The following is a 20,698-nucleotide window of genomic DNA, read 5'->3' as shown; positions in this document are numbered from 1 at the left end:
GCTGGCAGTGAGCCGGGTTGCGCCTTCTCCCATCGGGTGGGCGGTCAGCAGGGGGCCTGGAAGTCGACCTGTGGGAGGCGGGCCTGCCACAGCTCCTCGGTGAGGACCCCGCGCGTGGTCGCGCAGATGCGGTCCTCCTCGTGCTTGGTGTCGAGGTCCCACAGGCGCAGCACTCCGTCACCGGACCCGGTCACCAGCACCCGGCTGTGAGGTCTGAAGTGGACGCTCAGCTCCTGGCCCGAAGCGAGCGACATCTGCTGGCCCAGAGGAGCCGCCTCGGCGGGGTTGCTGATGTCCCAAAGCCGGAACGTCTTGTCCGAGCTGCCGCTCGCGAGCGTCTTCCCGTCCGGTGTCACGGCGAGGATGCTGACCTGCTGCGTGTGTCCGGTGAGCACGCTGAGCGCGACCGGCTTCTCCCTGTCGCGCACGTCGAAGAGCCGGATCGCCTTGTCGACGCCTCCGGTGATCAGCGTGCGGCCGTCCGGCGTGAACACGACGCGCTGCACGGGTTCGTGGTGATCCGTCACCGGCTGGCCGAGCAGCCGCGGCTTCGTCGGGTCGGTCACGTCCCACAGCCGGAACGTGCGGTCGCTGCTCGCCGTGACCAGCGTCTTGCCGTCCGGGCTGAACGTCATGTCGTTGACGTAACCGTCGTGCCCGGTCAGCGGTTCGCCCAGCCGGACGGGATGAGCCGGGTCGGCGATGTTCCACAGTTGCACGGACTTGTCGTCGTTGCCGGTCGCCAGAACCTTGCCGTCCGGCGTGAAAGCCATCGGGTACGCGAACCGGGTGGCCAGCGGAATCGGCTGGCCGAGCGGGACGACGTGCGCTGGATCGCTGGAGTCCCACAGGCGCAGCGCGTTGGCGTTCGAGATGGTGGCGAGGATCTTGCCGTCGGGCCCGAGCTTCGGTTTGGTGAGCCCGCGTTCCGCCCCGACCGCCACCGAGCCGACCGGCTTGGGCGCGGTGGGATCCGTGGTGTCCCACAGCCGCGCGGTCTTGGCACCTGAACCCGTCACGAGGAGCTTGCCGTCCCCGCTGAACGTCGGGCCCTGCACGTCCGAAGGGGCGAGCAGCACCATGTTCTGCGGCAACGACCACAACCGCACCGAGTTCTCGCCGGCACCGGTGGCGAGGGTGCGGCCGTCCGGGGAGAAACCGACAGCGAACACGCCGCCGCTGGGAGCCGCCAGCGGCTTGCCGATCTGGCTCACCGACGCCGGGTCGCTGAGGTTCCACAACCGCGCGGTGCCGTCGGATGCGCCGGAGGCCAGTATCAGCCCGTCGGGGCTGAACTTCACCGACCACACGCCGGCGGTGTGGCCGACCAGCGCGTCTCCGATCGGCTCCTGCGTCTTCGGGTCCCACAACCGGACCGTGCTGTCGTCGCTGCCGGACGCGAGCAGCTTGCCGCCCGGGCTGAACGCCACCGAGTGCAGACCGTCGGTGTGGCCCGTCATCGGCTTTCCGATCACGGCCCTGGTGGCGACGTCCCACAGCCGGATCGTCCGGTCGTCACCGCTGGTGGCGAGCTTCGTGCCGTCAGGGCTGAAGGCGAGGGTCCGCACCGCCGCGGTGTGGCCGCGCAGTGGTTCGCCGAGCGGTTGAGGGTTCGCGGGATCGCTGACGTTCCACAGCCGTGCGGTCCTGTCCTCGTTCGCCGCGGCGAGGGTCTTGCCGTCGGGGCTGAACTCGAGCAGGTAGCTGGTGCCGTTGCCGGTCTCGAGGGTCTTGAGATGCTTGGGGTTGGCCCGGTCGGTGATGTCCCACAGGCGGATCGTCTTGTCGTTGCCGGTGGTGGCGAGCACCTTGTCGTCGGGGGAGAACACCGCCGAGGTGAGCCAGTCGGTGTGACCGGTGATCACGGCGAGCGGCTTCGGGTTCGAGCGGTCCCGCACGTCCCACAGGCGCGCTGTGCGGTCGTAGCTCGCCGTCGCGAGGACCGTGCCGTCCTTGGTGAAGGACGTGAGGTACACGGCTCCGGTGTGCCCGGCGAGCGGAACGGCGAGCGGTGTCTGCTGGGTGGTGAGCAGCTTGGAGGCCACGTCCTGGTCGTCCGGACGCATCCGGCGCGCGGCGAGCAACAACTGCGCGGCCACCGACGGATCGGTGTCGGTGAGCCGGTCCGACTCGGCCACGACCTGGCGGAACACCGCGTCGTCGCGTTGCCGCACGGCGATCACCGCGGCCGTGGCGGCGATCAGCGCGAACACCACCACGAGCGAGATGGCGCTGCGGCGCAGCCATTGGCTCTTGCGGTGCTGGCGTTCCGAGGCGTCGACGAACTCCTTCGACAGCGCGGTGACCTGCTGTCGAGCGCCCTCCAGCCGGGCGCCGCGGTAGAGCAGTGACGAGTCGCGCTCGCTGGAGGCCCACGTCGCCGCGTCCTCCTCGAGCCGCTGGCGCATCAGGTTGCCGGCGCGGTCCTCGTCGATCCAGCTGCGCAACCGGGGCCACGCGTGCAGCAACGCCTCGTGCGTGATTTCGACGCTGCCCGCGTCCATGGTGATCAGCCGGGCGCGGGTGAGCACCTCCAGCGCTCGTTCCGTCGCGGTGAGGTTCGTGGCGGCTTCGAGCAGGCTGTGCCGGCTGGAGCGGCGGCGGGTGTCCTGGGTGTCGTCGCCCACCCTGACCAGGCGCAGGAGCAGCTGTTTCGCGGCCGCTCGGGCCGGTTCGTCGAGGTCGGCCCAGGCGCGTTCGGCCGTGGTGGCGACGGCGCCCTGGATGCCGCCCGCCGCCCGGTAGCCGGCGATGGTGAGCCTGCCCGCCTGCCTGCGCTGCCACGTGACCAGCAGGGCGTGGCTGAGCAGCGGGAGCGCACCCGCGTCGTAGGCGTCCTTGCCGCGGCGGTTGTGCGCGCCGAGGTCGCGCAGCAGGAGGTCGACCAGGCCCGGTTCGAGCTGCAGGCCGGCGGCCTTGGCCGGGTTCGTCACGGCGTCGCGCACCTCGGCGGAGGACATCGCGCCGAGCACCATCTGGCGGTTCTGCAGGGCCTCCGCCAGCTCGGGGAAGTCGAGGCAGCGGGCGTAGAAGTCGGCCCGCACGCCCAGCACGACCGACGTCTTCTCCGCGGCCGCGTGCAGGGCCTGCACGAAGATCCGCAGCCGGTTCTCGTCGCCGCCGAGGGTGAACGCCTCCTCGAACTGGTCGACGACCAGCACCCGGTTGCCGACCGCGAGCTGCACCTCGTGCGCGAACTCGACCAGCGCCTCGGAGTCGGCGGCGGCCTCCAGCGTGAGGATCAGGTCCGGCACCTGCAGAGCGAGCTCTTTGAGCGGGTCGGTGCCGGGCGAAATGATGATGGCGTCTTTTCCGAGCCGGGGGAGAACACCGGCTTTCATCAAACTCGACTTGCCGGCACCGGATGCGCCGACGAGCATCGTGATGCCGTTCTCGTTGATTCTGGCGAGAAGGGTGTTCGTCGCCCTTTCCCGGCCGAAGAACCAATTCGCGTCCTGCGGGCCGAATGCGCTCAAACCCATGTACGGGCAGACGGCGCTGTCTTCCTGCGGGGGTGTGTCCGCTTCCGTGACCGGGCTCGCGAGCGCCTCTTCCCAGAGGGTGCGCCACGCGTCCAGGTCGTACAACCCGTCGATCGCCGGCTGGGGCTTCCGCTTGCGCGCCTCGCCGACGAGGATCTCCAGCACGGCGCTCAGCCCGCTGAACCTGGCGGGGACGTTTCGCCCTCGCCGCCAGTCGCTGACGCGCTGTGCCGGTACGCGAACCGGTCTGCCCTGCTCGTCCGTTCGGCGGGCACGGGCGACCGACTCCGTGACCCGCTTCAGGGGCGGGTCACCTGCCTCCGCGTAGAGCAGCGCGAAGCGCTCCGCGAAGACGCCACGGGGTCCCAAGCGGCCTCCACCTCGTCCGGACCGGAAAACGTGGACCGCCCGTCTGAGCTGCGGCGCACGCACCGGACAGGCTGTCTTCCGCCCACCCTAACGAGGTGGTCTGACAACCTCGACCGCACGTCCTTCACGAGACAGGGGAGACCGTCAAAGTGGCAGTGGCGAACTGGGGCTTGGTTTCCACGGCTGAGGAGCACTGGGGGTCTCCTCAGCCGTGGCCCAGGCCGAGTGAATGGCAGGGTGCGGCCTGCTAGATCAGGCTGCCTTCCACAGCTCATCCGCTTCTGGTTGTTTGGGCTGAACCCTGTTCGGATCCGGCAGGTACGTTTCCGTCGGCAGCGTCACGTAGGTGATGCTCTCCGGTTTCAACGCGGTGAGTTTTCCCGCGAGGTCCGCCAGTTTCGAGATGGACCCGATTTCCTCGTCAGTGACGATCGACTTCGTCAGCACGTCCGCGAGCTGGAACGTTTTCTGTGGGCTGGCGAGCCAGTTCTCGTTGGCGATTTTCTCGCTCAGCGCCCGCATGAAGAGCTGCTGGTTCTTGATGCGGTTCAGGTCGCTGCCGTCACCGATGCTGTAGCGGGTTCGCACGAATGCGAGCGCCTGCGTCCCGTCGAGCTTGGTGGGCCCGGCCGGCACGTGCAGCCCGCTCTTCTCGTCGTCGATCGGCTCCGGGACGTTGATGTCGATGCCGCCGAGCCGGTCGATGACGTCGCGGAAGCCGTTGAAGTCGATCTGGACGAAGTGGTCGATCCGGATGCCGCTCATCTGCTCGACGGTCGCCACCGTGCACGCCGCGCCACCCGTGGAGAAGGCGCTGTTGAACATGGCGATGCTCGCCGGCGGGTGGTTGCCGCACGTCGGCCGAGAGACCATCGTGTCGCGCGGGATGCTGACGACCCTGGCCTGGTCGCCCGCGGCGTTCAGCTGCACGACCATGGCGGTGTCGGACCGGCCGTCGTCCTTGCCGATCAGGAGGATGTTGAGCGGGCGGCCAGGCGTCGACGGAGGCCTGGGGTGGGTGATCTCCTTGGCGAGATCGACGGTCTTGAGATTGCTCTCGAGCTTCCAGTAGGAGCCGCCGACCACGACGCCCGCCGTGATGACCACGGCGGCCCCCGAGACCGCGAGCCATCGTTTCAAGTGGACGTTCATACCCTCGACGGTCCCGGCTGTTTGTCCGGATCCCGTCGGTGGTTTGTCATGGTTGTGTCACAGCGTGCCTCAGCTGGTCGAGGAAGATCTCGTGCTGGGCCGTGACGGCGTAGCGGGCCTTCGTGCGTTCGATGGCGATGTCCCGGCCGAACGGGCTGCCCTCGGCGAGGAACCGCTGGTCGGCCACGAGCGCGCCGCGGGTGTAGCGGCCGGTGAGCTCGATCGCGAACCGGTCTTCCCGATACGTCGCCAGGTCGGGGTCGAGCAAGATCGCGGCGGCGAGCGGGTCGTGCGGGACGAAGCCGGTCCTGCCGAGGAAGCTGCCGTAGAAGTCGGCGTAGAAGCCGAGGATCTGCCTGGCGTAGTTGGTCTCGGGGAGGGCTTCGAGCCACTCGCCCGGCGCGTGGCTCGCCATCGTGACGTCGAGGCCGACGATCGTCAGGTCCTCGAAACCCGCCTGCAGCACGAGATCGGCTGCTTCCGGGTCGTGCCAGAAGTTGGCCTCGGCGTAGCTCGTGATGTTGCCGGGCACGTTGAGCGCGCCGCCCATGACGACGACTTTGTCGAGCAGGCGGGGGAGGTGTGGCTCGATCTGCAGCGCCAGTGCGACGTTGGTGAGCGGGCCGATGGCGAGCAGGTTCAGCTCGCCCGGGTTCGCCCGGGCCAGGCGGGCGAGCTGCTCGGCGGCGCTTTCGTTCGTGTGCGTGGTGGTGGGGTCGTCTCCGGCGTGTCCGCCCAGGCCGTCCTCGCCGTGGACGTCCTCGGCGGTCATGAGCGGTTGGGCGAGCGGCCTGGCGGCGCCTTTCGCCACGGGGGCCTTGATGCCTAAGCGTTCGGTGAGCCGCAGGGCGTTGGCCGTGGACTGCTCGACCGGCACGTTCCCGTGCACCGTGCCGATGGCGACTATTTCGGTGTCCGGATGGGCGCGCAGGTAGTACAAAGCGAGGGCATCATCGATGCCGGGGTCCGCGTCGACGATGATCCGCATGCGCTCGATCATGCCACCGGGGGAATGACATGACAGTCCGTCTCGCTGAGGTTTCCGACGCACCTGCCGTTGCTTCCGTGCAGGTCCAGACCTGGCGCACCGCCTACAAGGGCTTGATGCCGGACGAGGTGCTCGACGGCCAGTCGGTGGAAGCGCGCACGTCGATGTGGCAGCGCGCCATCCCGAACGGCGGCGTCTGGGTGGCGCTCGTCGACGACGCCGTGGTCGGCTTCGCCTCCGCTGGTCCCTCGCGCGACCCCGACGCGGCCTTCGAGCTGTACGCGATCTACGTGCTGTCCTCCGCGGCGGGCAAGGGCCTGGGCTTCGAGCTGACGAAGGCCGCACTGGGCGACGAGCCGGACGTGATCGTTTGGGTGCTGGACACGAACGTGCAGGCCCGCCGCTTCTACGAACGCATCGGTTTCCGGGCCGACGGCGTGACGAAAACGGAGATGGAGGGCACGGCCGAGTTGACGGAGGTGCGTTACCGCCGTTCGACCCCGTGAGCGGCCAGCACCGCGAGCACCTGGTCGACGTCGTCGGGGGTGATCACCGGCTGCATCCGGCCGCCGAGGTCGAGCACGAGCCCGGCCGACTTGCGGTGCCGCCGCCAGTCCAGGTTGAACCACTGCGTCAGGTTCCCGCTGCCCCAGGCGCGGTACCTGCCGGTCAGCGCGGTCATCTTGAACCACCTCGCCGACCGGATCCGGTCGTACCGCACGCGCTTGGCCAGCCCGAACGGGAAGTAGTAGCGCCGGATCACCAGCTCGGTGTCGTTGCAGGCGATGAGGCCGTCGTCGTAGTTCGTGGAGTTCCGCATGCCATCACTCCGGGTTGAGGATGTAGAGACCGCCGATCGAGCCGTCGGCGTTGAAGGTGACGCGGGCCTTCATCTCCGCTTCGGCGAACGTGAGCGGCACGTCGACGATCGTGTAGCCACCCTTTTTCGCCGGTGTCGGGGCACCGGTGCCGGTCAGCTCGCCGAGGTTGCTCACGAGCTGCTGCCACACCGTGCCGAGCTCTTCTCCTGAGAGCTTCGAGCTCATCAGCGGATCGAACATGGCGTGCACGGCCGCGAACTCGCCGTTGCCCAGATGTGCCACCACTTGTTGTGCCTGCTTGACACCGGCCACTGTGGACTCGGTCATCTCCGCACCCCCGAAGCGTTGCTGAGCGGCCTGTCTGCTCACGTGCAGCAGCTCGCCGATCTCGGCCCACGTGGCGCCCGACTCACGTGCCAGCACGACCAGCGCCCGCGTGGCGTCCTCGGTCAGTGCGGACAACGACAACGCGGCCACCAACGCCTCTCGGGCGGACGCTTCGTTTTCGAGCGCCCGCACGACCAGATCGGCGTTGTGCCTGATCAGAGCGGCCAGGTCCACCCTTGTCAAGGTAGCCTTGACAAGGGTGGGTGTCAACGTGGCCTTGACGTCGGGTCAGTCACGCCGCAGCGTCAGCTCGTCGATCAGCACTCCGTCCTCGTCGAGCGCGCGGATCTTCATCGTCTTCGCCGAGACGTCGACGGCCGTGATGCCGTAGCCGCGGTAGCGCACTCGTGACCAGGTGACCTTGGTGTCCGTGGACTTGTCGCTGTTCTTCTTGAAGCAGCGCATGGTCGGTGTGCCGCTCGGGTCCTCGTGGCCCAAATAGGACTCCGGCGCGTTCTGGTAGAACGTGTCGAGCGCCTGGCCGCCACCTCCGGTCGTGATGTAGGTGGTGCCGGTTTTGGTGCTCTTGCCCGCCTTGATCGGGTCGGTGCGTTCGTAGACGCGGTTGTGCGCGTTGAGCACGAGGTCGACCTGGTACTTGTCGAACAACGGTGCCCACTTCTGCTGCGCGATGCTCTCCGCGCCGCTCTCACCCGTCGAGTAGGTGGCGTGGTGCAGGTAGACGACGATGAAGTCGATCTTCGGGTTGGAGCGGTGGTCGGCGAGCTGCTTCTCCAGCCAGGTCAGCTGCTTGCCCTTCGTGTGGTCGAGGTTCGCGGCGTTGCGGTTGCAGATGTCGTTGCCGTCCAAGCTGATCAGCCCGACGTTCTGGTAGCGCCACGCGTAGATGCCGGTCGACCCGCTCCAGGCGTTGTCCGGCATGGTGAACCTCGCCTTGACGCCGCCGTAGCCGTTGGAGGAGTACCACTTCTCCATCTCGCGGTTGCCGAGCGTGATCATCCACGGCGTGTTCTGCGCGATGAACTCGTTCTGCGCGAACAGCGAGTTCCACCTGGCGGCGTCGTACTTGTCCGTGTCGGTGTGCCCACCTTCGGAGTTCTTCGTGCCGCCGTGGATCGCGTAGCTCAGGTTGCCGAGCGCGAGGTGGAACGCGGGGTTCTGGTCTTTTGCCAGGCTGTTGAGCTTGCGCGCGTTGTAGCCGTACCCCTGGTCGCCGAACGCGGTGAAGGTGAAGGGCGCGTTCGTCGTTGGCGCAGTGCGGAACTGGGCTGTCTCGCCGCTTCGTTTGCTGGTGATCGGGTCGTAGTCCTGGTGTCCCACAACGTAGAAGTACGTCGTGTCCGGCTTCAGGTTGTCGAGCTTGACGTGCAGGTAGTACTGGTACAGGGGATCCGGGCCGTGCGGCGGGAAGCTGTGGTCGCCTTCCTGCCAGCCGATCTCGCTCTTGAGCGTGCGAAGTTCAGCGCTGATCTTCGCGCCGAAGTTGCCTGCCTCGGTGGCGATCCGCACGTACGGCCCGTTGACCTTCTCCAGCTGCTGCCAGGAGATCACGACCTGCTTCTCCGGATTCGCGCCGTACGCGATGTGCCGGCCCACTGGCCTGATCTTCAGCCCGTCCGGCGCCTGTGCCGTTGCCGCCAGGAGCCTGAACAACGACCGCCGCGTGGTCTCAGTCATCTCTGCTGCGCCTTCCCTCAGCCGCGCCGGATCGTGAGCTCGTCGATCAACGCACCCGTCTCGGTGAGCGCTCTGACCTTCATCTGCGCGGGCGTGCTGCCGGTTTTCGGCGTCACGTCAACGGCAACCAGCCCGTACCCGCGATACCGCACCCGCGACCAGGTGACCTTGACCAGCTTCTCCTCGCCGTCCTCCTGGTCCACCCGCATGGTCGCCGTGGCGTCCTTGACGTTGCCGAAGTACGAGTCGCCGGCCTTCGCGTCCTGCCAGCTGTTGATGCTCTCGCCGCCACCGCCCGCCGTGATGTACGTGGTGCCGTCCTTGACCGGGTTGACGGTGGACTTGATGTCCGCCTTCTTCGTGCCCTTGCCGGCCTTGATCGGGTCCGTCCGCTCGTAGACGTGGTTGTGCCCGTTGAGAACCAGGTCCACCTGGTACTGGTCGAACAACGGCGCCCACCGCTTCTGCGCGCCGACCTCGGACCCGTTGTTGCCCGACGTCGAGTACGTGCACTGGTGGCAGTAGACGACGATGAAGTCGATCTTCGGATCCTTCCGGAACTTCTCGAGGGTCGTCTTCAGCCAGGCCTGCTGCTTGCCCTCGGTGTAGTCGAGGTTGGCGTCGCTGTTGTAGCAGATGTCGTTGCCGTCCAAGCTGATCAGCCCGACGTTCAGGTACCGCCAGGAGTAGATGCACGTGGAGCCGTCCCACGCGTTGTCGGGCATCGTGAACCGCTGCTTCATCCCGCCATACCCGTGCGCGCCGTACCAGGTCTCCATCTCGTGGTTGCCGAGCGACACCATCCACGGTGTCGTAGCCGCGACGAGTTCGTTCTGCGCGAAGAACGAGTCCCACTTCCGCGCGTCGAACGCGTCGTCGACCCGTCCGCCCTCGCCATCGTTGGCGTAGCTCAAATCGCCCATCGCGAGGTGGAACTGCGGCCCGAGGTCGGCTATGAGGCTGTTGGTGGCCAACGCGTTGTAGCCAACCCCTTGGTCCCCGAAGGCCGTGAAGCTGAACGGTTGGCTCGTAGTCGGCGCCGTCCTGAACGTGCTGAACTCCGTGGGCTCAAACCCTTGGTGCCCAACTACGTAGTAGTACGTCGTGTCCGGCACCAGATCGTTGATCTGGACGTGCTGGTAGTACTGCGTCACGGCCTTCCCGAGGTGCGGCGAAACCGTGAACAGCGCCCCCTTCTCCTGCCACTGGAGGTCGCTGGTGAGCGCCCTGGTCTCAGCCTTGATCGCCTCGCCGTACTCGCCGGCCTTCGTCCCGATGCGGAGGTACGGGTTCCGCACGTTCTTCGGCACCTGCCACGACACCACAACCTGCCTGGTCGGGTCCGCCCCGAACGCGAGGTGCCGTCCGAACGGCCTCAACGCCTGCCCGAGGTCATCACCCTTGATCAGGACGTCCGGCGCTTGTGCCTTGGCGATACCGAGGTTCGCCGCGGCCAGCACGGCCCCACCCGCCGCCCCGGCCTTGAGCACGCCGCGCCGCGAGTACCTCCGCCGCGCGTCCTCGTACAGCTCCTGAAGCCGCGGACCGTTCTGTGACCTGCGTCGCGGAGGCTCACTCATGCTCGGAAATTAGGGAACCTTGTTTACCTAAGTCAATGACCGTTGGGGCAACACAATTCCGGGCAGGCCCGACCTACCATCGTGAGGCAACCGCCGCGCCAGGAGGTTCACCATGGTGTTCCGCCGCAACCTGGAGTCCCGCGAAGCCGACATAGCTCGCTCCGTCTTCGGCGACGCCCTGGACCTCACCCGCCTGCGCCTGGCCGAGGGTGGCCTCCTCGGCAGCTTCGGCGTGGCCCGCACCCTGCCTCGGTTGGTCACGTTCCCCAAGGGAGTCCTGACGTCGCCGCAACACCAGGCACGCTACGAACACTGGCTGGTCCACGAGCTGACCCACGCCTACCAGTACCAACACGGGCGCAGCGTCCTGAGCATGCTGCCGACCGCTGTGGCTGGGTTCTTCGTGAAGGGGCTCTACGACTACGGCGGGGCTGAGGGCTTGCGCGGGAAGTCGTTCGCCGACTTCAACACCGAGCAGCAGGCCAACATCGTGGCCGACTACTACTATCTGAGCACCTACGAACCTTCTCGCGACCTCTCGGCCTACGAGCCGTACATCGCGCATGTCCGCTCGGGCGCCTGACCCCTGGAAAAGATCAAGCTCCGACCTGCGTTGCCGCTGGTCAGAGCTTGATTTCACCCGGCGAAAGGTGGTGCCCCAGGCAGGATTCGAACCTGCGACACACGGTTTAGGAAACCGATGCTCTATCCCCTGAGCTACTAGGGCTGGCACGAGCAGTCTAGCGGGGTGGCGCCACCGAGTTGACCAGCGCCCCCGCCTAGCGCGGAGAGGCGATCGCTCACGCACTGTGAGGGAGCCGGTGGGATGCCTGCGGCCGTTGGAGGGAAGTGAGGCAGGCCACCTTCAAACGGGCAGAAACGTCAGGTAGGGAGAGGGCGTGAGCAGACCCTGGCCCGACTTCCGTCCTGGACCCCTTGGTGCCGTCAAGGCTTGGTGGCGTCGGCGGGTGCCGCGACGTGCTGAGGACATCACGTTCGTGCCGCCGGTCAGCAGTCATCAGCAGGAGTTCGAGACGCCGTTGCCCAGTGCGGTGTACGGGCTGGATTTCCAGCTCAAGCTGACGATCGTGTGGCGGCTTGATCTGGCTACGGGGCTCAGGCACAACGCGCCGCGGAGTGCTGCGATCCATCACGTTTTGCAGCGGGCCAAGGAGATCAGCGGCAAGGCGATGTTGGTGCACCACGCGGCGCTGCAGGTGCAGCTGGCCGACGAGCTCGCGACTGAGCGGCAGGTGCCGGGTACGCACATCTGGGCGCGGGCTGAGGGGGTCAAGGTCACGACCAACGACGACGACCTGGAGATGGCGAGAAAGCACATCGCCCTGCTGAGGAACTCCACGCTCAAGTTGGCCGAGCGGGATGTTGAGCGGGCCGAGATCAGGTACTTGAGGGACGAGGTGCTGACGGATGTCGGCACGGCGACGATCTGGTGGCTGCAGCGCAACGGATACCAGGTCGAGGAGGCGGTGAAGCTCTCCCATCACCTCGCTGAGCTCGTGCAGATCGCGCAGCAGCAGCCGGCGAAGCACTGGGCCGAGTCGCTGGTCAGCAGTGTGGAGCGGGCGTTGCCGGAGCTTGAGGACGCGCATCGGAAGGATTTGAAGCAGCATCTGGTCAAGGCGTTGAGCGTGTACGGCGGGTCGCGGGTGGCTGCCGAGTTCGCTGATCAGATCGGGTTGCCCGCGGGCGAACAGCATGCGAACGGGCAGCACACGAACGGGCACGTCTAGGGTGGTTCGGGTGCTGACCGAACTTCGCAGTGCCGCGGTGGTTGCCGGGTTGCGGGCGCTTGCCCGGCTCACGCCTTATGCCGAGGCGGAGCTGATCGGGCTCCGTCAGATCGTCAAGCCTGGAGATGTCTGCGTGGACGTCGGGGCCGCGCTTGGCTTGTACACCGTCACGTTGTCGAGACTGGTCGGTCCACAAGGGACTGTGCACAGTGTCGAGCCGCTGGTGTTCGCGCATCCCGCCCTCAGCTACCTGCTCAGGCCGCGGGAGGGGCAGAACATCCGCAGGCACTCGGTGGCTCTGGGGAACGGGCAGGGGCGCGAGGTCATGAGCGTGCCCATCAGGCACGGGAGTCCGGTGACCGGGAGGTCGTTCCTCACGGTGGGGGCCGAGGGGCTCGGGTCCAACGAGGAGTTCGACGAGCACCTGGACGTCGTGGTGAAGACGGACACGCTGGACCACTTCGTCGAGGAGCAGAAGATCACGCAGCTCGACTTCGTCAAGGCCGACGTCGAGGGGGCCGAGCTGCGGGTGCTCGAGGGTGGGAAGGAGACCATCGAGCGGTTCAAGCCGGCGTTGCTGCTGGAGATCGAGGAACGGCACGTCGAGCGCTTCGGGTACCGGGCGCAGGACGTCGCGGACTTCCTGACGGAGCGCGGGTACCGGATGAGCACGTGGCAGGCGAACCGGTGGGTGCCGACCGGCAAGATCGGTGGCGAGATGCGGAACTACCTGTTCAGGGCCTGAAATTAGTAGAGGCCGCCGACCCCTGGGGGTGGATCGGCGGCCTCATCTCGAAGGTCTACAAGCTGTAGACCTCAAGCTCGTACAGGGAGTATCCGTAACGAGTGGCCCGTTGGGTACCCGTCAATCGGAGGTATCTCGCGTCCTGTGCTGCAAACGCTACGACATCCTCGCCTCCATCGCCACTACTTGTGGAGAAAACGTTCCGCCAAGTCGTCCCGTCATTGGAAACGTCGATGCGGTAGCCGCTGCCGTAGGCCGACTCCCAGTGCAACACTGCGCGACCGATCCGTTGCACAGAGCCAAGGTCGACCTGGATCCACTGGTTGTCGCTCCAGTCGCTGGCCCAGCGCGAACCGAGGTTGCCGTCCAGCACCTGCGACGGCGGGAGGTTGTTCGCGCCCGTTTCGTGGGACGACGCGGAAGCGGTTCCGGTCGCGGCCACGTTGACGATGTTCTGGCCGCGACGGGACGGGAACTGCACGACCTGCTGGAAGGTCGGGCGGTTCTGCCAGTGGATCTTCTCCTGGGTGATGCCGCCCATGGCGCGGTGGATGATCGTGTCGGCGCACCACTGGTCACCGGCGGCGCAGTCGGCGTCACCGGGGTAGACCTGGTTGGCGGGCTTGGCGACGGCCGCCGAAAGCGAGTTCAGCAACGCCGTGCGGCAACCGGACAGAGTGCCGCCACCGCAGTAGGTCTGCGGGAAGGCGCCCTGGACCGGGTCACCGAGGACCTTGCGCAGGTCCTTGTCCACATAGCCCCACCAGCCGTACTGGAACGACGAACCTTTGTGCGGCGCGGCGCCGTGCACGTCCGACGGGGCCTCGTCCACCTGCTGCGCGCCCACGATCGCGTCGTACAGGCCATCACCCAGCGACGGCTTGAACTCGGCCTGCACCAGAAGCGGCCACCAGGCATCAAGGATCCTGATCGCCTCGGCGTTGGCGTAGGTCTTGCTGCCCTTCGCGGTCTCCTTGCGCAACGAGCCGGAGCGCTGCCAGTCCTTCAGCTTCTGCACGACCGGCGCCAGCGTCGAGTCCAGCGGCGCCGACTCCAGCACGCGGAGCAGCTCCGGCAGCACCTCCTGGGCCCGCAGGTCGGCAACCGCGGCCTCGGCCATGGCCTTTGTCAGCGACGCACGCGTGACTTTCTGACCTGACGAAACCAAGGCCTTGACCCGCACGTCCAGCAGGTTGCCTCGGTGCACGGCGCTGTGACCGAAGCCGCCGAACGTGAAGTCCTTCGCCTGCTTGTTGTTCCACGAGATGTAGTAGTCCTGGTTGATCGAGTTCGGGTGCCCGGCGAACGGCATCACCGCGGAGACGTTCTCGTTGCCGTCCCAGTCGACCCACTCGTACTCGGCGCGGCCCCACGTCGGCAGGTTCGGGTCCACAGTGGAGCGGCGCACCGGGTTCAGGCCCGAGTTGAAGTACGCCACGTCACGGGAGTCCGCGTAGAACCAGTTGAACGCGTACCCGATCTTGTTGGCCGCGCGCTGGAAGTCGGTGGCCGAATGAATCGCACCAGGATCGTTGAGCTCCTGGAAACCGATGATCGAGTCGACCTCGTGCATGTACGTCGAACGCAACGTCGCGTACGCCACGACCTTGCCGCCGACCGTCGCACGGCTCGTGACCAGGCCGTACTTGGTCCGCCACATCACCAACGTGTAGGAGCCGGCCGGCGTGCCATCGGCAACTGTCGGCTTCCAGGCGTTCTTGCGCTCCAAGCGTTCCATCGGCAGGCAGGCGCCGTGGAACAAGTACGACGTGGAGGCCTTGGTAGCGGGAGAACCGTCCGCGTTGCACAGCTCCACGGCGTAGGTGTCGATCATGTCCTGCGCGGACGAAGTCGCGCTCCACGAGTAGTCGACACCGCGGCCGAGCTGCACGTACATCGACACACCGGCGAACGAGACACCGCGCGAACGGACACCCGGACCGTTGAGCTCCTGCAGCATCAGCAACTGCGGCGCGAAGTAACCGGTCTGCGGACCCCACACGGCGATCGGGTTGCCGGAGTCGGTGTACGCACCGGACACCGCCAGCGCGTTGGACATGCCGTGCTTCTTGTTCAGCAGATCGGCGGGCAGCACGCCGTCCTCGAAGATGCCGCGTGCCTTGGCGACGTCCTCAGCGGCAGGCACCGCGACAGCAGTACCCGTCCCGCCCACCTCGTCGTAGATCATCCGCTCCGGCGTGATGCTGCCGGAGTCCGGAAGAGCCACGCCCTGCGGTGACGCGGGAGAGGCCGAGTACGGGAAGGACTGTCCGTTGTGGAGGGTGAGCACGGCCTCCGGGTCGTTCTGCGCCCGGAACGCCTGCCACACCTGCTCACCGACGGCAGCACCGTACTTGTTCTGCGCGGCCAGCTTCACCAGGGCCGACTGCACCTCGCCGCCACCACCGGCACCGAACAGGCCACCGACGACCGAGGCGATCGCCACCATGTCCGTCGACTTGAACGGCTGGATGTCGTTCCAGTTCGTGATCGCGTCGGCGTGCCCGGTCAGCACGTACTCACCGGGGAAGTTGCGGGCCGACACCGACTGGGTGATGTAGGCGTTGATCCCGGAGATGTAGTCGTTGACGTCGGCCACCGCCTGCCGCCCGCGCTCACCACCGTTCACCGCCGCCGTGTCGATCTGCTTCTGCAGGTCCGTCTCGGTGTACGGGATCTGGTTGTAGAAGCTCTGCTCCAGCACCCGGTTCGACGGAGCACCACCGGCGAAGCCCGACAGCTGGCCGCGGCCGAGGTGGCGGAACAGGTCCATCAGCCACAACCGGTCCTGCGCGGCCGCGAATCCGGCGCCGTACATCGTCCCGGACCGCGTGGTGCCGGTGATGTGCGGCATCCCGATCTTCTTGTCCCGCACGATGGTCACGTCCGCGCGGGGCTTGATCGTGCTCTCGACCTGGTCCGCCGGCACGCCGAACGACGAGTCGTTGAAGAAGTTCGTGAGCTGGTCGTTGGTCAAGCTGCTGTAGCCGTTGACCAGCGCGTCGTACTTGCCGAGCTGGTCGTTCGAGTGCGCAGGCATGGTCTTGAACGCCTTGTGCGCGAGGATCTCGGCCAGCGTCGCGTTGCCGTTGTTGCCGGGCGGCACGATGTCGCCGCACTGGCCGAGGCAGTAGTCGTCGGCAGCGAACGCGGACTCTCGCGAGTCGGCCTGGGCAGCTGACGGAACGATCAAGAAGGAGGCGGTGACGGCAGCGGTCGCCAGCAGGGACGTCACCGGATTGGCTCTCCGCATGGCGCGAAGCTCCTCTCCGAACAGGGCAGGGGCAGGGGCAGACAGGGTCTGTGTGACGCAGGTTACTTTCCGGTAGGCCTATTGCGAAAGACCTTCGCGTTTTCGTGACCGGGACGGAATGACCTGTATCGGTTCAGAAGCGGATCAACTACCCGTATGGGCAGAAACGAGAACGGCAATCCGATTCCGCCGGTCGTATCTGTGTTTCTGGTACGACATTCCACTAAGTGGGATTTTCGGGTTTGGTCACTCAGGGTTCCGACAGAACCGACTAAGTCCTGGTGGCATGCCTACGCAGCGAAGTCACCGCTCAAATCCGGTAACTGTGAACGACGCCCGTGATCTCGAAAAACCGTTACCACATGATGAGATAACTGAGAATTAACGTGACCTTCGACGTGTGTACGCGAAGATCGCGAACATGAGGGAGCACGGAACGCCAATGCGGGAGGCGTCGTGATCAAGGTTCTGCTGGCCGACGACGAGGACCTCGTCCGTTCCGGCCTTCGCATGATCCTGAGCAGCGTCGGGGACATCGAGGTCGTCGCGGAATGCGATGACGGGCACCTGGTGGCCGACCTGGCGCGCCAGCACCGTCCTCACGTGGTCCTGCTCGACATCCGGATGCGCACATCGGACGGGCTCGCGGCACTGCGGAGGCTGCGGACCCTGCCGGACCAGCCACGGGTCTGCATCCTGACCACGTTCGACGTCGATGAGTACGTTTCGGAAGCCTTGAGGCTCGGTGCGTCTGGCTTCCTGTTGAAAGACACCGAACCGGAACAGCTCGTCAAGGCCGTGCGTGATCTTGCGCGCGGTGGTGCGGTTCTCGACCCCGGTGTGGCGGCACGGGTGCTCGCGGCCGTTGCGGACGGCGAGCGGATGGCCGAGCCGGCACGCAGGCTCCTCGCGAGCCTGTCCGAACGCGAGCGCGAGGTGCTCGTGCTGATCGGCCAGGGCATGTCCAACGCGGAGATCGGCGGCACCCTGCACCTGTCGGAGGCGACGGTGAAGGGCTACGTGTCGTCGGTGCTCGGCAAGATCGGCGCGGTCAACCGCGTGCAGGCCGCTCTGGTGGCCTATCGCGGCGGCCTGATCGCGTAAGCACTAGTTCCCGGAGACGATCTCCGGGACGTCCTCGACCGATGGCTGGACCTCGACCCTGTTCCGGCCGTGGCGCTTGGCTCGGTAGAGAGCCATGTCCGCGGCCGCGAACAGCTGGTCCAGCTTGGCCGGCCCCGCCGCCACGCCGATGCTCACCGTCGGGCGGCGGACCGCGCCGAGCACCATCGTCCAGTCGTGGCCGTCGACGGCCGCGCGGATCCGCTCGGCCACGTTCGGGCCCACGTCCATGTTCGGCCCGGTGTCGCCGAGCAGCACCACGAACTCGTCACCGGCCCAGCGCGCCACCAAGTCGTCCGCCCGGCACTCGCGCCGCAGCAACGCCGCGATCTCGCGCAACGCCGCATCACCCGCCGCGTGCCCGGCGTCGTCGTTCACGCCCTTGAACCAGTCCACGTCGACCAGCACGAGCCACGGCACCCGCCCGCGCGCCGCCGTCGACTCCAGCAACGCCGCCGCGGCACGTTCCAGCCCGAGCCGGTTCGCCAGTCCGGTCAACGGATCACGTGCCGCGGCCTCCTGCGCCGCGACCGCCAGCCGTTGTGCCTGAACGGCCACCCGGCGCTGCTCCAGCGCCTGGCCCAGGCCTTCCTGCAACGTCTCCGTGGCCGTGCGCGAGGCCTGCATCGACCGCCGCAACGCCTCGGCCTCACCGACCGAGTCGCCCAGCGAGTGGCAGATGTCCGCGAGCTCCGTGGAGAACCGCAGCAGCAGCGACGTGTCGTTGATGCGTTCGGCATTGGAGACCGCACGCGACGCGAGTGTGCGCGCCTCGTCGAAATCGCCCTGCTCACGCCGAACCACGGCCAGCACCCAGTTGCCGACGGAGATGCCCCAGAGGTCACTCGCGTCGAGCGACAGTCGCAGAGTTTCGGTGCCGGTCTCCTCTGCCTTCTCCAACTGACCGACACCGGCCAAGGAACGGGCATAGGCACCCATCAACGCGCGGCGCATGACCTCTTCCTTGACGAGCCCCAGGCCTTCGTCGAGGTACGCCAGCGCCTCCTCGAAGATCGCCGGAGCCGCCGCGGGAGGGCCGGAGCAGGCGCGGAAGTTCAGCGACCCGCCGAGGCGCTGCAGACAGTGCGCCAACGTGTCGGTGTTGCCCGCACGGCGAGCCACCTGCACCGACAGCCGCAGCATGTCCAGCGCCGCGCGCCGGTTGCCGATGCCCTCCATGAGATAGCCGAGCGAGCCCATCGTCTGCGCGACGGCGGGGCTGTCCGCGCGGTCCGCGTCGAGGTCCGTCCACCCCTCGGCAGCCAATTCCAGGGCGAGCGGAATGCGGCCGAGCCGCCACGCCAGGACGGCGCGGTTCACCAGCACGGCGGATCGGACCCAGCGGTCCGCGCCGGGTGACACCTTGGTGACCACCTCGTCGAAAAGACTGTTCGCCTCCGGCAGGCGGCCAGCGTTGAGCAACGCGCGGACCTCTCGGTCCAACCGCGGAATCTGGCCCGCTACCAGCGGATCGCGCTGCTCCACTCGTTCATCGACTCCGTTCCGACTCGCCGAGCGGCCCGCACAGGCTACCGGGACGGTCGCGCCCTGTGCTGATCGTGGTGCAGGACGTCATCGAGGGGTAGTCGGTTGCGCCAACAAGCTGCGCAGCGCCTGGGCTCGATCGACGATCATTCCGTAGCGCAGCTTCTTGTCAACGGGATCGTTGTGAATGCCTTGTGCGGTCACCTGGGCCGGGTGCTTGCGGTAGAGCAGGCTGGGTGTCGCGATGAAGTAGCCGGCCGAAACCGTTTGCAGCGCCATGAGCAGCCCCGTGTCCGCCGACCTGGGCAGCGCCATCCACCCGCCCATCGCGAGAAGCAGGTCGCGTCGCACGCACAGGGTGACCGGGTGGACGGGCAACCGCCACTCGTTGCCGGTGAACGCGTCGAGCACCTGTCCGGGTTCGAGCACCCCTTCGTCGGGGTCGCCGAAGGCCCGGGAGACGACCTCCCCGTCCGGCAGCAGGTCACGCGCGCTCGAGGTCACCCAGCCGACGCGTTCGTGCTCTAGCAGGACCGCGATGTCCCGTCGCAGAGCTCCGGCCGTCAGCTGGTCGTCCGCGTCGAGGTTGCGGACGAACTCGCCGGTGGACCGTGCGACGGCCATGTTCCGCGTGCACGCCTCGCCGGCAGGCGGCGACGAGGCGAACGAGACGCGCGGGTCCTCGAACGGCGGTTCTGCCGCTGTCTCACCGTCGTGCTGGATCAACCACTCCCACTGCCAGCCCGGTGGCATCTCCTGCGCGCGCAGCGACTCGTACGCCTCAGCCAGGAAAGACAGGTGAGGCGGATGTACAGGTGTTACGACAGAGATGGTTCGCATCAGTCTCGCCGGCCGTATGAGTCGTAGTGCAGCACGTCTTCGAGGGGCATCCGGTTGCGCCAGCCGTGCCGTTCCAGGTCAGGCGTGTCCGGCAGGGATCGCACCGGTCCGACGCAGAGCCACGCCACCGGACGGACCCTCGTGGGGATGTCCAGCAGACGGCGCAGCACATCTTCTCGGTAGAAGCTCACCCACCCGACACCGAGGCCCTCCTCCGTCGCGGCCAGCCACAGATTCTGGATGGCCAGGCACACGGAGTACAAACCCGCGTCCGCGATCGCGTGCCTGCCCAGCACCGCGGGCGAACCCCGCTCCGGGTCGTAGGTGACGACGATGCCCAGCGACGACTCCATGACGCCCTCGACCTTGATGCGGGAGAAGGTCTCCGCCCGTTCCTGATCGAGCTCGGCCGCGAAGACCGAGCGCTCGGCCTGGACGTGGTCCCGGAATGCGCGCCGAATCGATTCATCGCGCACCAGCACGAAGTCCCACGGCTGAGAAAGCCCGACGCTCGGAGCGGCGTGAGCTGCGGTGAGCACGCGGCGCAGCACCTCCGGCGGGATTTCCTCGCCGGAGAACTCGGCACGGGTGTCCCTGCGGCGGTGCACTACTTCGTACAGGTTCATTCGTGCGATCGTGCCTCACTCGAAAGCACCAACTTCACGCTGGAGAGGTGGCGCTGATCTCATCCGAGGCGATACACCGATTGGATGCGAAGAATGAAAGGTGGTTACGGCTCCGCGCTCGGATTCGGCGGCGGAGTCGGCGTGACCACGTTCACCGGTGCCTGGCCGCTGCTCGCCCTCATCCTGCTCGCCGCCGTCGTGGTGATCGTGTCCCTGCGCACGACGATCATCGGCGCAGGGCTGGCCGCACTGCAGTGCTGGGGCCTCTACGCGACCTTCTTGGTGGGTGTTCGTGGCGATCTGACGGTCGACGAACACACGACCTGGGCGCTCGCGTTGCTGGTGCAGCTCGCCGTGAGCTGCGTGCGGGCCCGGACGGCGGGGGGCGGGATCGCCCGGGTGGCGGGTTCGGGCGATCGGGAGAGCGGCGGGTAGGGGAAGAGGGTGGCGGAGATTGTG

The 20,698-nt window shown here is 67.1% G+C and carries 17 protein-coding genes and 1 tRNA gene; 6 read left to right on the top strand and 12 right to left on the bottom strand.

From position 1 onward, the window contains the following. Window positions 1-44: 44 nt before the first annotated feature. From ABZX92_RS11795 to ABZX92_RS11785, 3 genes are all read right to left on the bottom strand, one after another. Window positions 45-3,851 carry a hypothetical protein gene (locus ABZX92_RS11795; protein WP_355556930.1) on the bottom strand — a complete coding sequence of 1,269 codons (3,807 nt, stop codon included), beginning with the start codon at window positions 3,849-3,851 and terminating at the stop codon, window positions 45-47. Window positions 3,852-4,103: 252 nt separating this feature from the next. Further along, window positions 4,104-5,003 carry an LCP family protein gene (locus ABZX92_RS11790; protein ID WP_355556927.1) on the bottom strand — a complete coding sequence of 300 codons (900 nt, stop codon included), beginning with the start codon at window positions 5,001-5,003 and terminating at the stop codon, window positions 4,104-4,106. 46 nt (window positions 5,004-5,049) lie between these two features. Then, complete coding sequence (locus tag ABZX92_RS11785; RefSeq protein ID WP_355556924.1) at window positions 5,050-5,991, bottom strand: nucleoside hydrolase; 942 nt, start codon at window positions 5,989-5,991, stop codon at window positions 5,050-5,052. A gap of 29 nt (window positions 5,992-6,020) precedes the next feature. Here ABZX92_RS11785 and ABZX92_RS11780 point away from each other — a divergent pair, with 29 nt between their 5' ends. Then, window positions 6,021-6,497, top strand: a complete 477-nt coding sequence (locus ABZX92_RS11780; protein ID WP_355556921.1) for a GNAT family N-acetyltransferase — start codon at window positions 6,021-6,023, stop codon at window positions 6,495-6,497. Here ABZX92_RS11780 and ABZX92_RS11775 read toward each other — a convergent pair. From ABZX92_RS11775 to ABZX92_RS11760, 4 genes are read right to left on the bottom strand one after another with little or no spacing between them, the layout of a single operon-like run. Further along, window positions 6,476-6,811 carry a hypothetical protein gene (locus tag ABZX92_RS11775; RefSeq protein ID WP_355556919.1) on the bottom strand — a complete coding sequence of 112 codons (336 nt, stop codon included), beginning with the start codon at window positions 6,809-6,811 and terminating at the stop codon, window positions 6,476-6,478. The two genes, ABZX92_RS11780 and ABZX92_RS11775, sit on opposite strands and share 22 nt — an antisense overlap. A 4-nt stretch (window positions 6,812-6,815) precedes the next feature. Then, window positions 6,816-7,373, bottom strand: a complete 558-nt coding sequence (locus ABZX92_RS11770; RefSeq protein WP_355556916.1) for a DUF3887 domain-containing protein — start codon at window positions 7,371-7,373, stop codon at window positions 6,816-6,818. Between the two features lie 54 nt (window positions 7,374-7,427). Beyond that, a complete protein-coding gene (locus ABZX92_RS11765; RefSeq protein ID WP_355556913.1) occupies window positions 7,428-8,837 on the bottom strand; it encodes a metallophosphoesterase family protein in 1,410 nt (469 codons plus the stop codon). 17 nt (window positions 8,838-8,854) lie between these two features. Then, a complete protein-coding gene (locus ABZX92_RS11760) occupies window positions 8,855-10,417 on the bottom strand; it encodes a metallophosphoesterase family protein (protein WP_355556910.1) in 1,563 nt (520 codons plus the stop codon). Between the two features lie 112 nt (window positions 10,418-10,529). Between ABZX92_RS11760 and ABZX92_RS11755 the strand changes: the two genes are divergently transcribed. Next, the gene (locus tag ABZX92_RS11755; protein WP_355556907.1) at window positions 10,530-11,000 is read left to right on the top strand and encodes a hypothetical protein; all 471 of its coding nucleotides are present in this window, start codon (window positions 10,530-10,532) and stop codon (window positions 10,998-11,000) included. A 68-nt stretch (window positions 11,001-11,068) separates the two neighbouring features. On the opposite strand, the gene ABZX92_RS11750 is transcribed toward ABZX92_RS11755, so the two are convergent. Then, a tRNA-Arg gene (locus ABZX92_RS11750) sits at window positions 11,069-11,144 on the bottom strand. Window positions 11,145-11,316: 172 nt separating this feature from the next. On the opposite strand from ABZX92_RS11750, the gene ABZX92_RS11745 reads away from it, so the two are divergent. Together ABZX92_RS11745 and ABZX92_RS11740 are read left to right on the top strand one after the other, a co-directional pair. Next, entirely contained in the window at window positions 11,317-12,168 is an 852-nt protein-coding gene (locus ABZX92_RS11745; RefSeq protein WP_355556905.1) for a hypothetical protein, read from the top strand. Window positions 12,169-12,178: 10 nt separating this feature from the next. After that, the gene (locus ABZX92_RS11740; RefSeq protein WP_355556902.1) at window positions 12,179-12,913 is read left to right on the top strand and encodes an FkbM family methyltransferase; all 735 of its coding nucleotides are present in this window, start codon (window positions 12,179-12,181) and stop codon (window positions 12,911-12,913) included. Window positions 12,914-12,968: 55 nt separating this feature from the next. On the opposite strand, the gene ABZX92_RS11735 is transcribed toward ABZX92_RS11740, so the two are convergent. Continuing rightward, the gene (locus tag ABZX92_RS11735) at window positions 12,969-16,166 is read right to left on the bottom strand and encodes a penicillin acylase family protein (protein ID WP_355556899.1); all 3,198 of its coding nucleotides are present in this window, start codon (window positions 16,164-16,166) and stop codon (window positions 12,969-12,971) included. Window positions 16,167-16,622: 456 nt separating this feature from the next. Here ABZX92_RS11735 and ABZX92_RS11730 point away from each other — a divergent pair, with 456 nt between their 5' ends. Further along, complete coding sequence (locus ABZX92_RS11730) at window positions 16,623-17,270, top strand: response regulator transcription factor (RefSeq protein ID WP_045311865.1); 648 nt, start codon at window positions 16,623-16,625, stop codon at window positions 17,268-17,270. 3 nt (window positions 17,271-17,273) lie between these two features. Here ABZX92_RS11730 and ABZX92_RS11725 read toward each other — a convergent pair whose 3' ends face one another. From ABZX92_RS11725 to bluB, 3 genes are all read right to left on the bottom strand, one after another. Continuing rightward, window positions 17,274-18,731, bottom strand: coding sequence for a diguanylate cyclase (locus ABZX92_RS11725; protein ID WP_355556896.1), 1,458 nt, complete (start codon window positions 18,729-18,731; stop codon window positions 17,274-17,276). A 129-nt stretch (window positions 18,732-18,860) separates the two neighbouring features. Then, a complete protein-coding gene (locus ABZX92_RS11720) occupies window positions 18,861-19,613 on the bottom strand; it encodes a glycosyltransferase (protein ID WP_355556893.1) in 753 nt (250 codons plus the stop codon). Further along, on the bottom strand, window positions 19,613-20,239 hold the full coding sequence (gene bluB / locus ABZX92_RS11715) for a 5,6-dimethylbenzimidazole synthase (RefSeq protein ID WP_355556891.1): 627 nt from the start codon (window positions 20,237-20,239) through the stop codon (window positions 19,613-19,615). Before bluB ends, ABZX92_RS11720 begins: the two co-directional genes overlap by 1 nt. 84 nt (window positions 20,240-20,323) lie before the next feature. Between bluB and ABZX92_RS11710 the strand changes: the two genes are divergently transcribed. Next, complete coding sequence (locus ABZX92_RS11710) at window positions 20,324-20,674, top strand: hypothetical protein (protein WP_355556888.1); 351 nt, start codon at window positions 20,324-20,326, stop codon at window positions 20,672-20,674. Window positions 20,675-20,698: the final 24 nt, after the last annotated feature.

Source organism: Lentzea sp. NPDC006480, assembly GCF_040611995.1.
Lineage (GTDB): Bacteria > Actinomycetota > Actinomycetes > Mycobacteriales > Pseudonocardiaceae > Lentzea.
Note: the sequence above shows the minus strand (reverse complement) of the source record. Positions and strands in the feature narration are given on the sequence as shown.

What these genes read in the sequence shown, in the direction of transcription:
- bluB (WP_355556891.1), bottom strand. Translation starts at nt 20,239, where the DNA reads ATGAACCTGTACGAAGTAGTGCACCGCCGCAGGGACACCCGTGCCGAG.
- ABZX92_RS11755 (WP_355556907.1), top strand. Translation starts at nt 10,530, where the DNA reads ATGGTGTTCCGCCGCAACCTGGAGTCCCGCGAAGCCGACATAGCTCGC.
- ABZX92_RS11765 (WP_355556913.1), bottom strand. Translation starts at nt 8,837, where the DNA reads ATGACTGAGACCACGCGGCGGTCGTTGTTCAGGCTCCTGGCGGCAACG.
- ABZX92_RS11790 (WP_355556927.1), bottom strand. Translation starts at nt 5,003, where the DNA reads ATGAACGTCCACTTGAAACGATGGCTCGCGGTCTCGGGGGCCGCCGTG.
- ABZX92_RS11735 (WP_355556899.1), bottom strand. Translation starts at nt 16,166, where the DNA reads ATGCGGAGAGCCAATCCGGTGACGTCCCTGCTGGCGACCGCTGCCGTC.
- ABZX92_RS11710 (WP_355556888.1), top strand. Translation starts at nt 20,324, where the DNA reads ATGCGAAGAATGAAAGGTGGTTACGGCTCCGCGCTCGGATTCGGCGGC.
- ABZX92_RS11775 (WP_355556919.1), bottom strand. Translation starts at nt 6,811, where the DNA reads ATGCGGAACTCCACGAACTACGACGACGGCCTCATCGCCTGCAACGAC.
- ABZX92_RS11780 (WP_355556921.1), top strand. Translation starts at nt 6,021, where the DNA reads ATGACAGTCCGTCTCGCTGAGGTTTCCGACGCACCTGCCGTTGCTTCC.
- ABZX92_RS11720 (WP_355556893.1), bottom strand. Translation starts at nt 19,613, where the DNA reads ATGCGAACCATCTCTGTCGTAACACCTGTACATCCGCCTCACCTGTCT.
- ABZX92_RS11785 (WP_355556924.1), bottom strand. Translation starts at nt 5,991, where the DNA reads ATGCGGATCATCGTCGACGCGGACCCCGGCATCGATGATGCCCTCGCT.
- ABZX92_RS11760 (WP_355556910.1), bottom strand. Translation starts at nt 10,417, where the DNA reads ATGAGTGAGCCTCCGCGACGCAGGTCACAGAACGGTCCGCGGCTTCAG.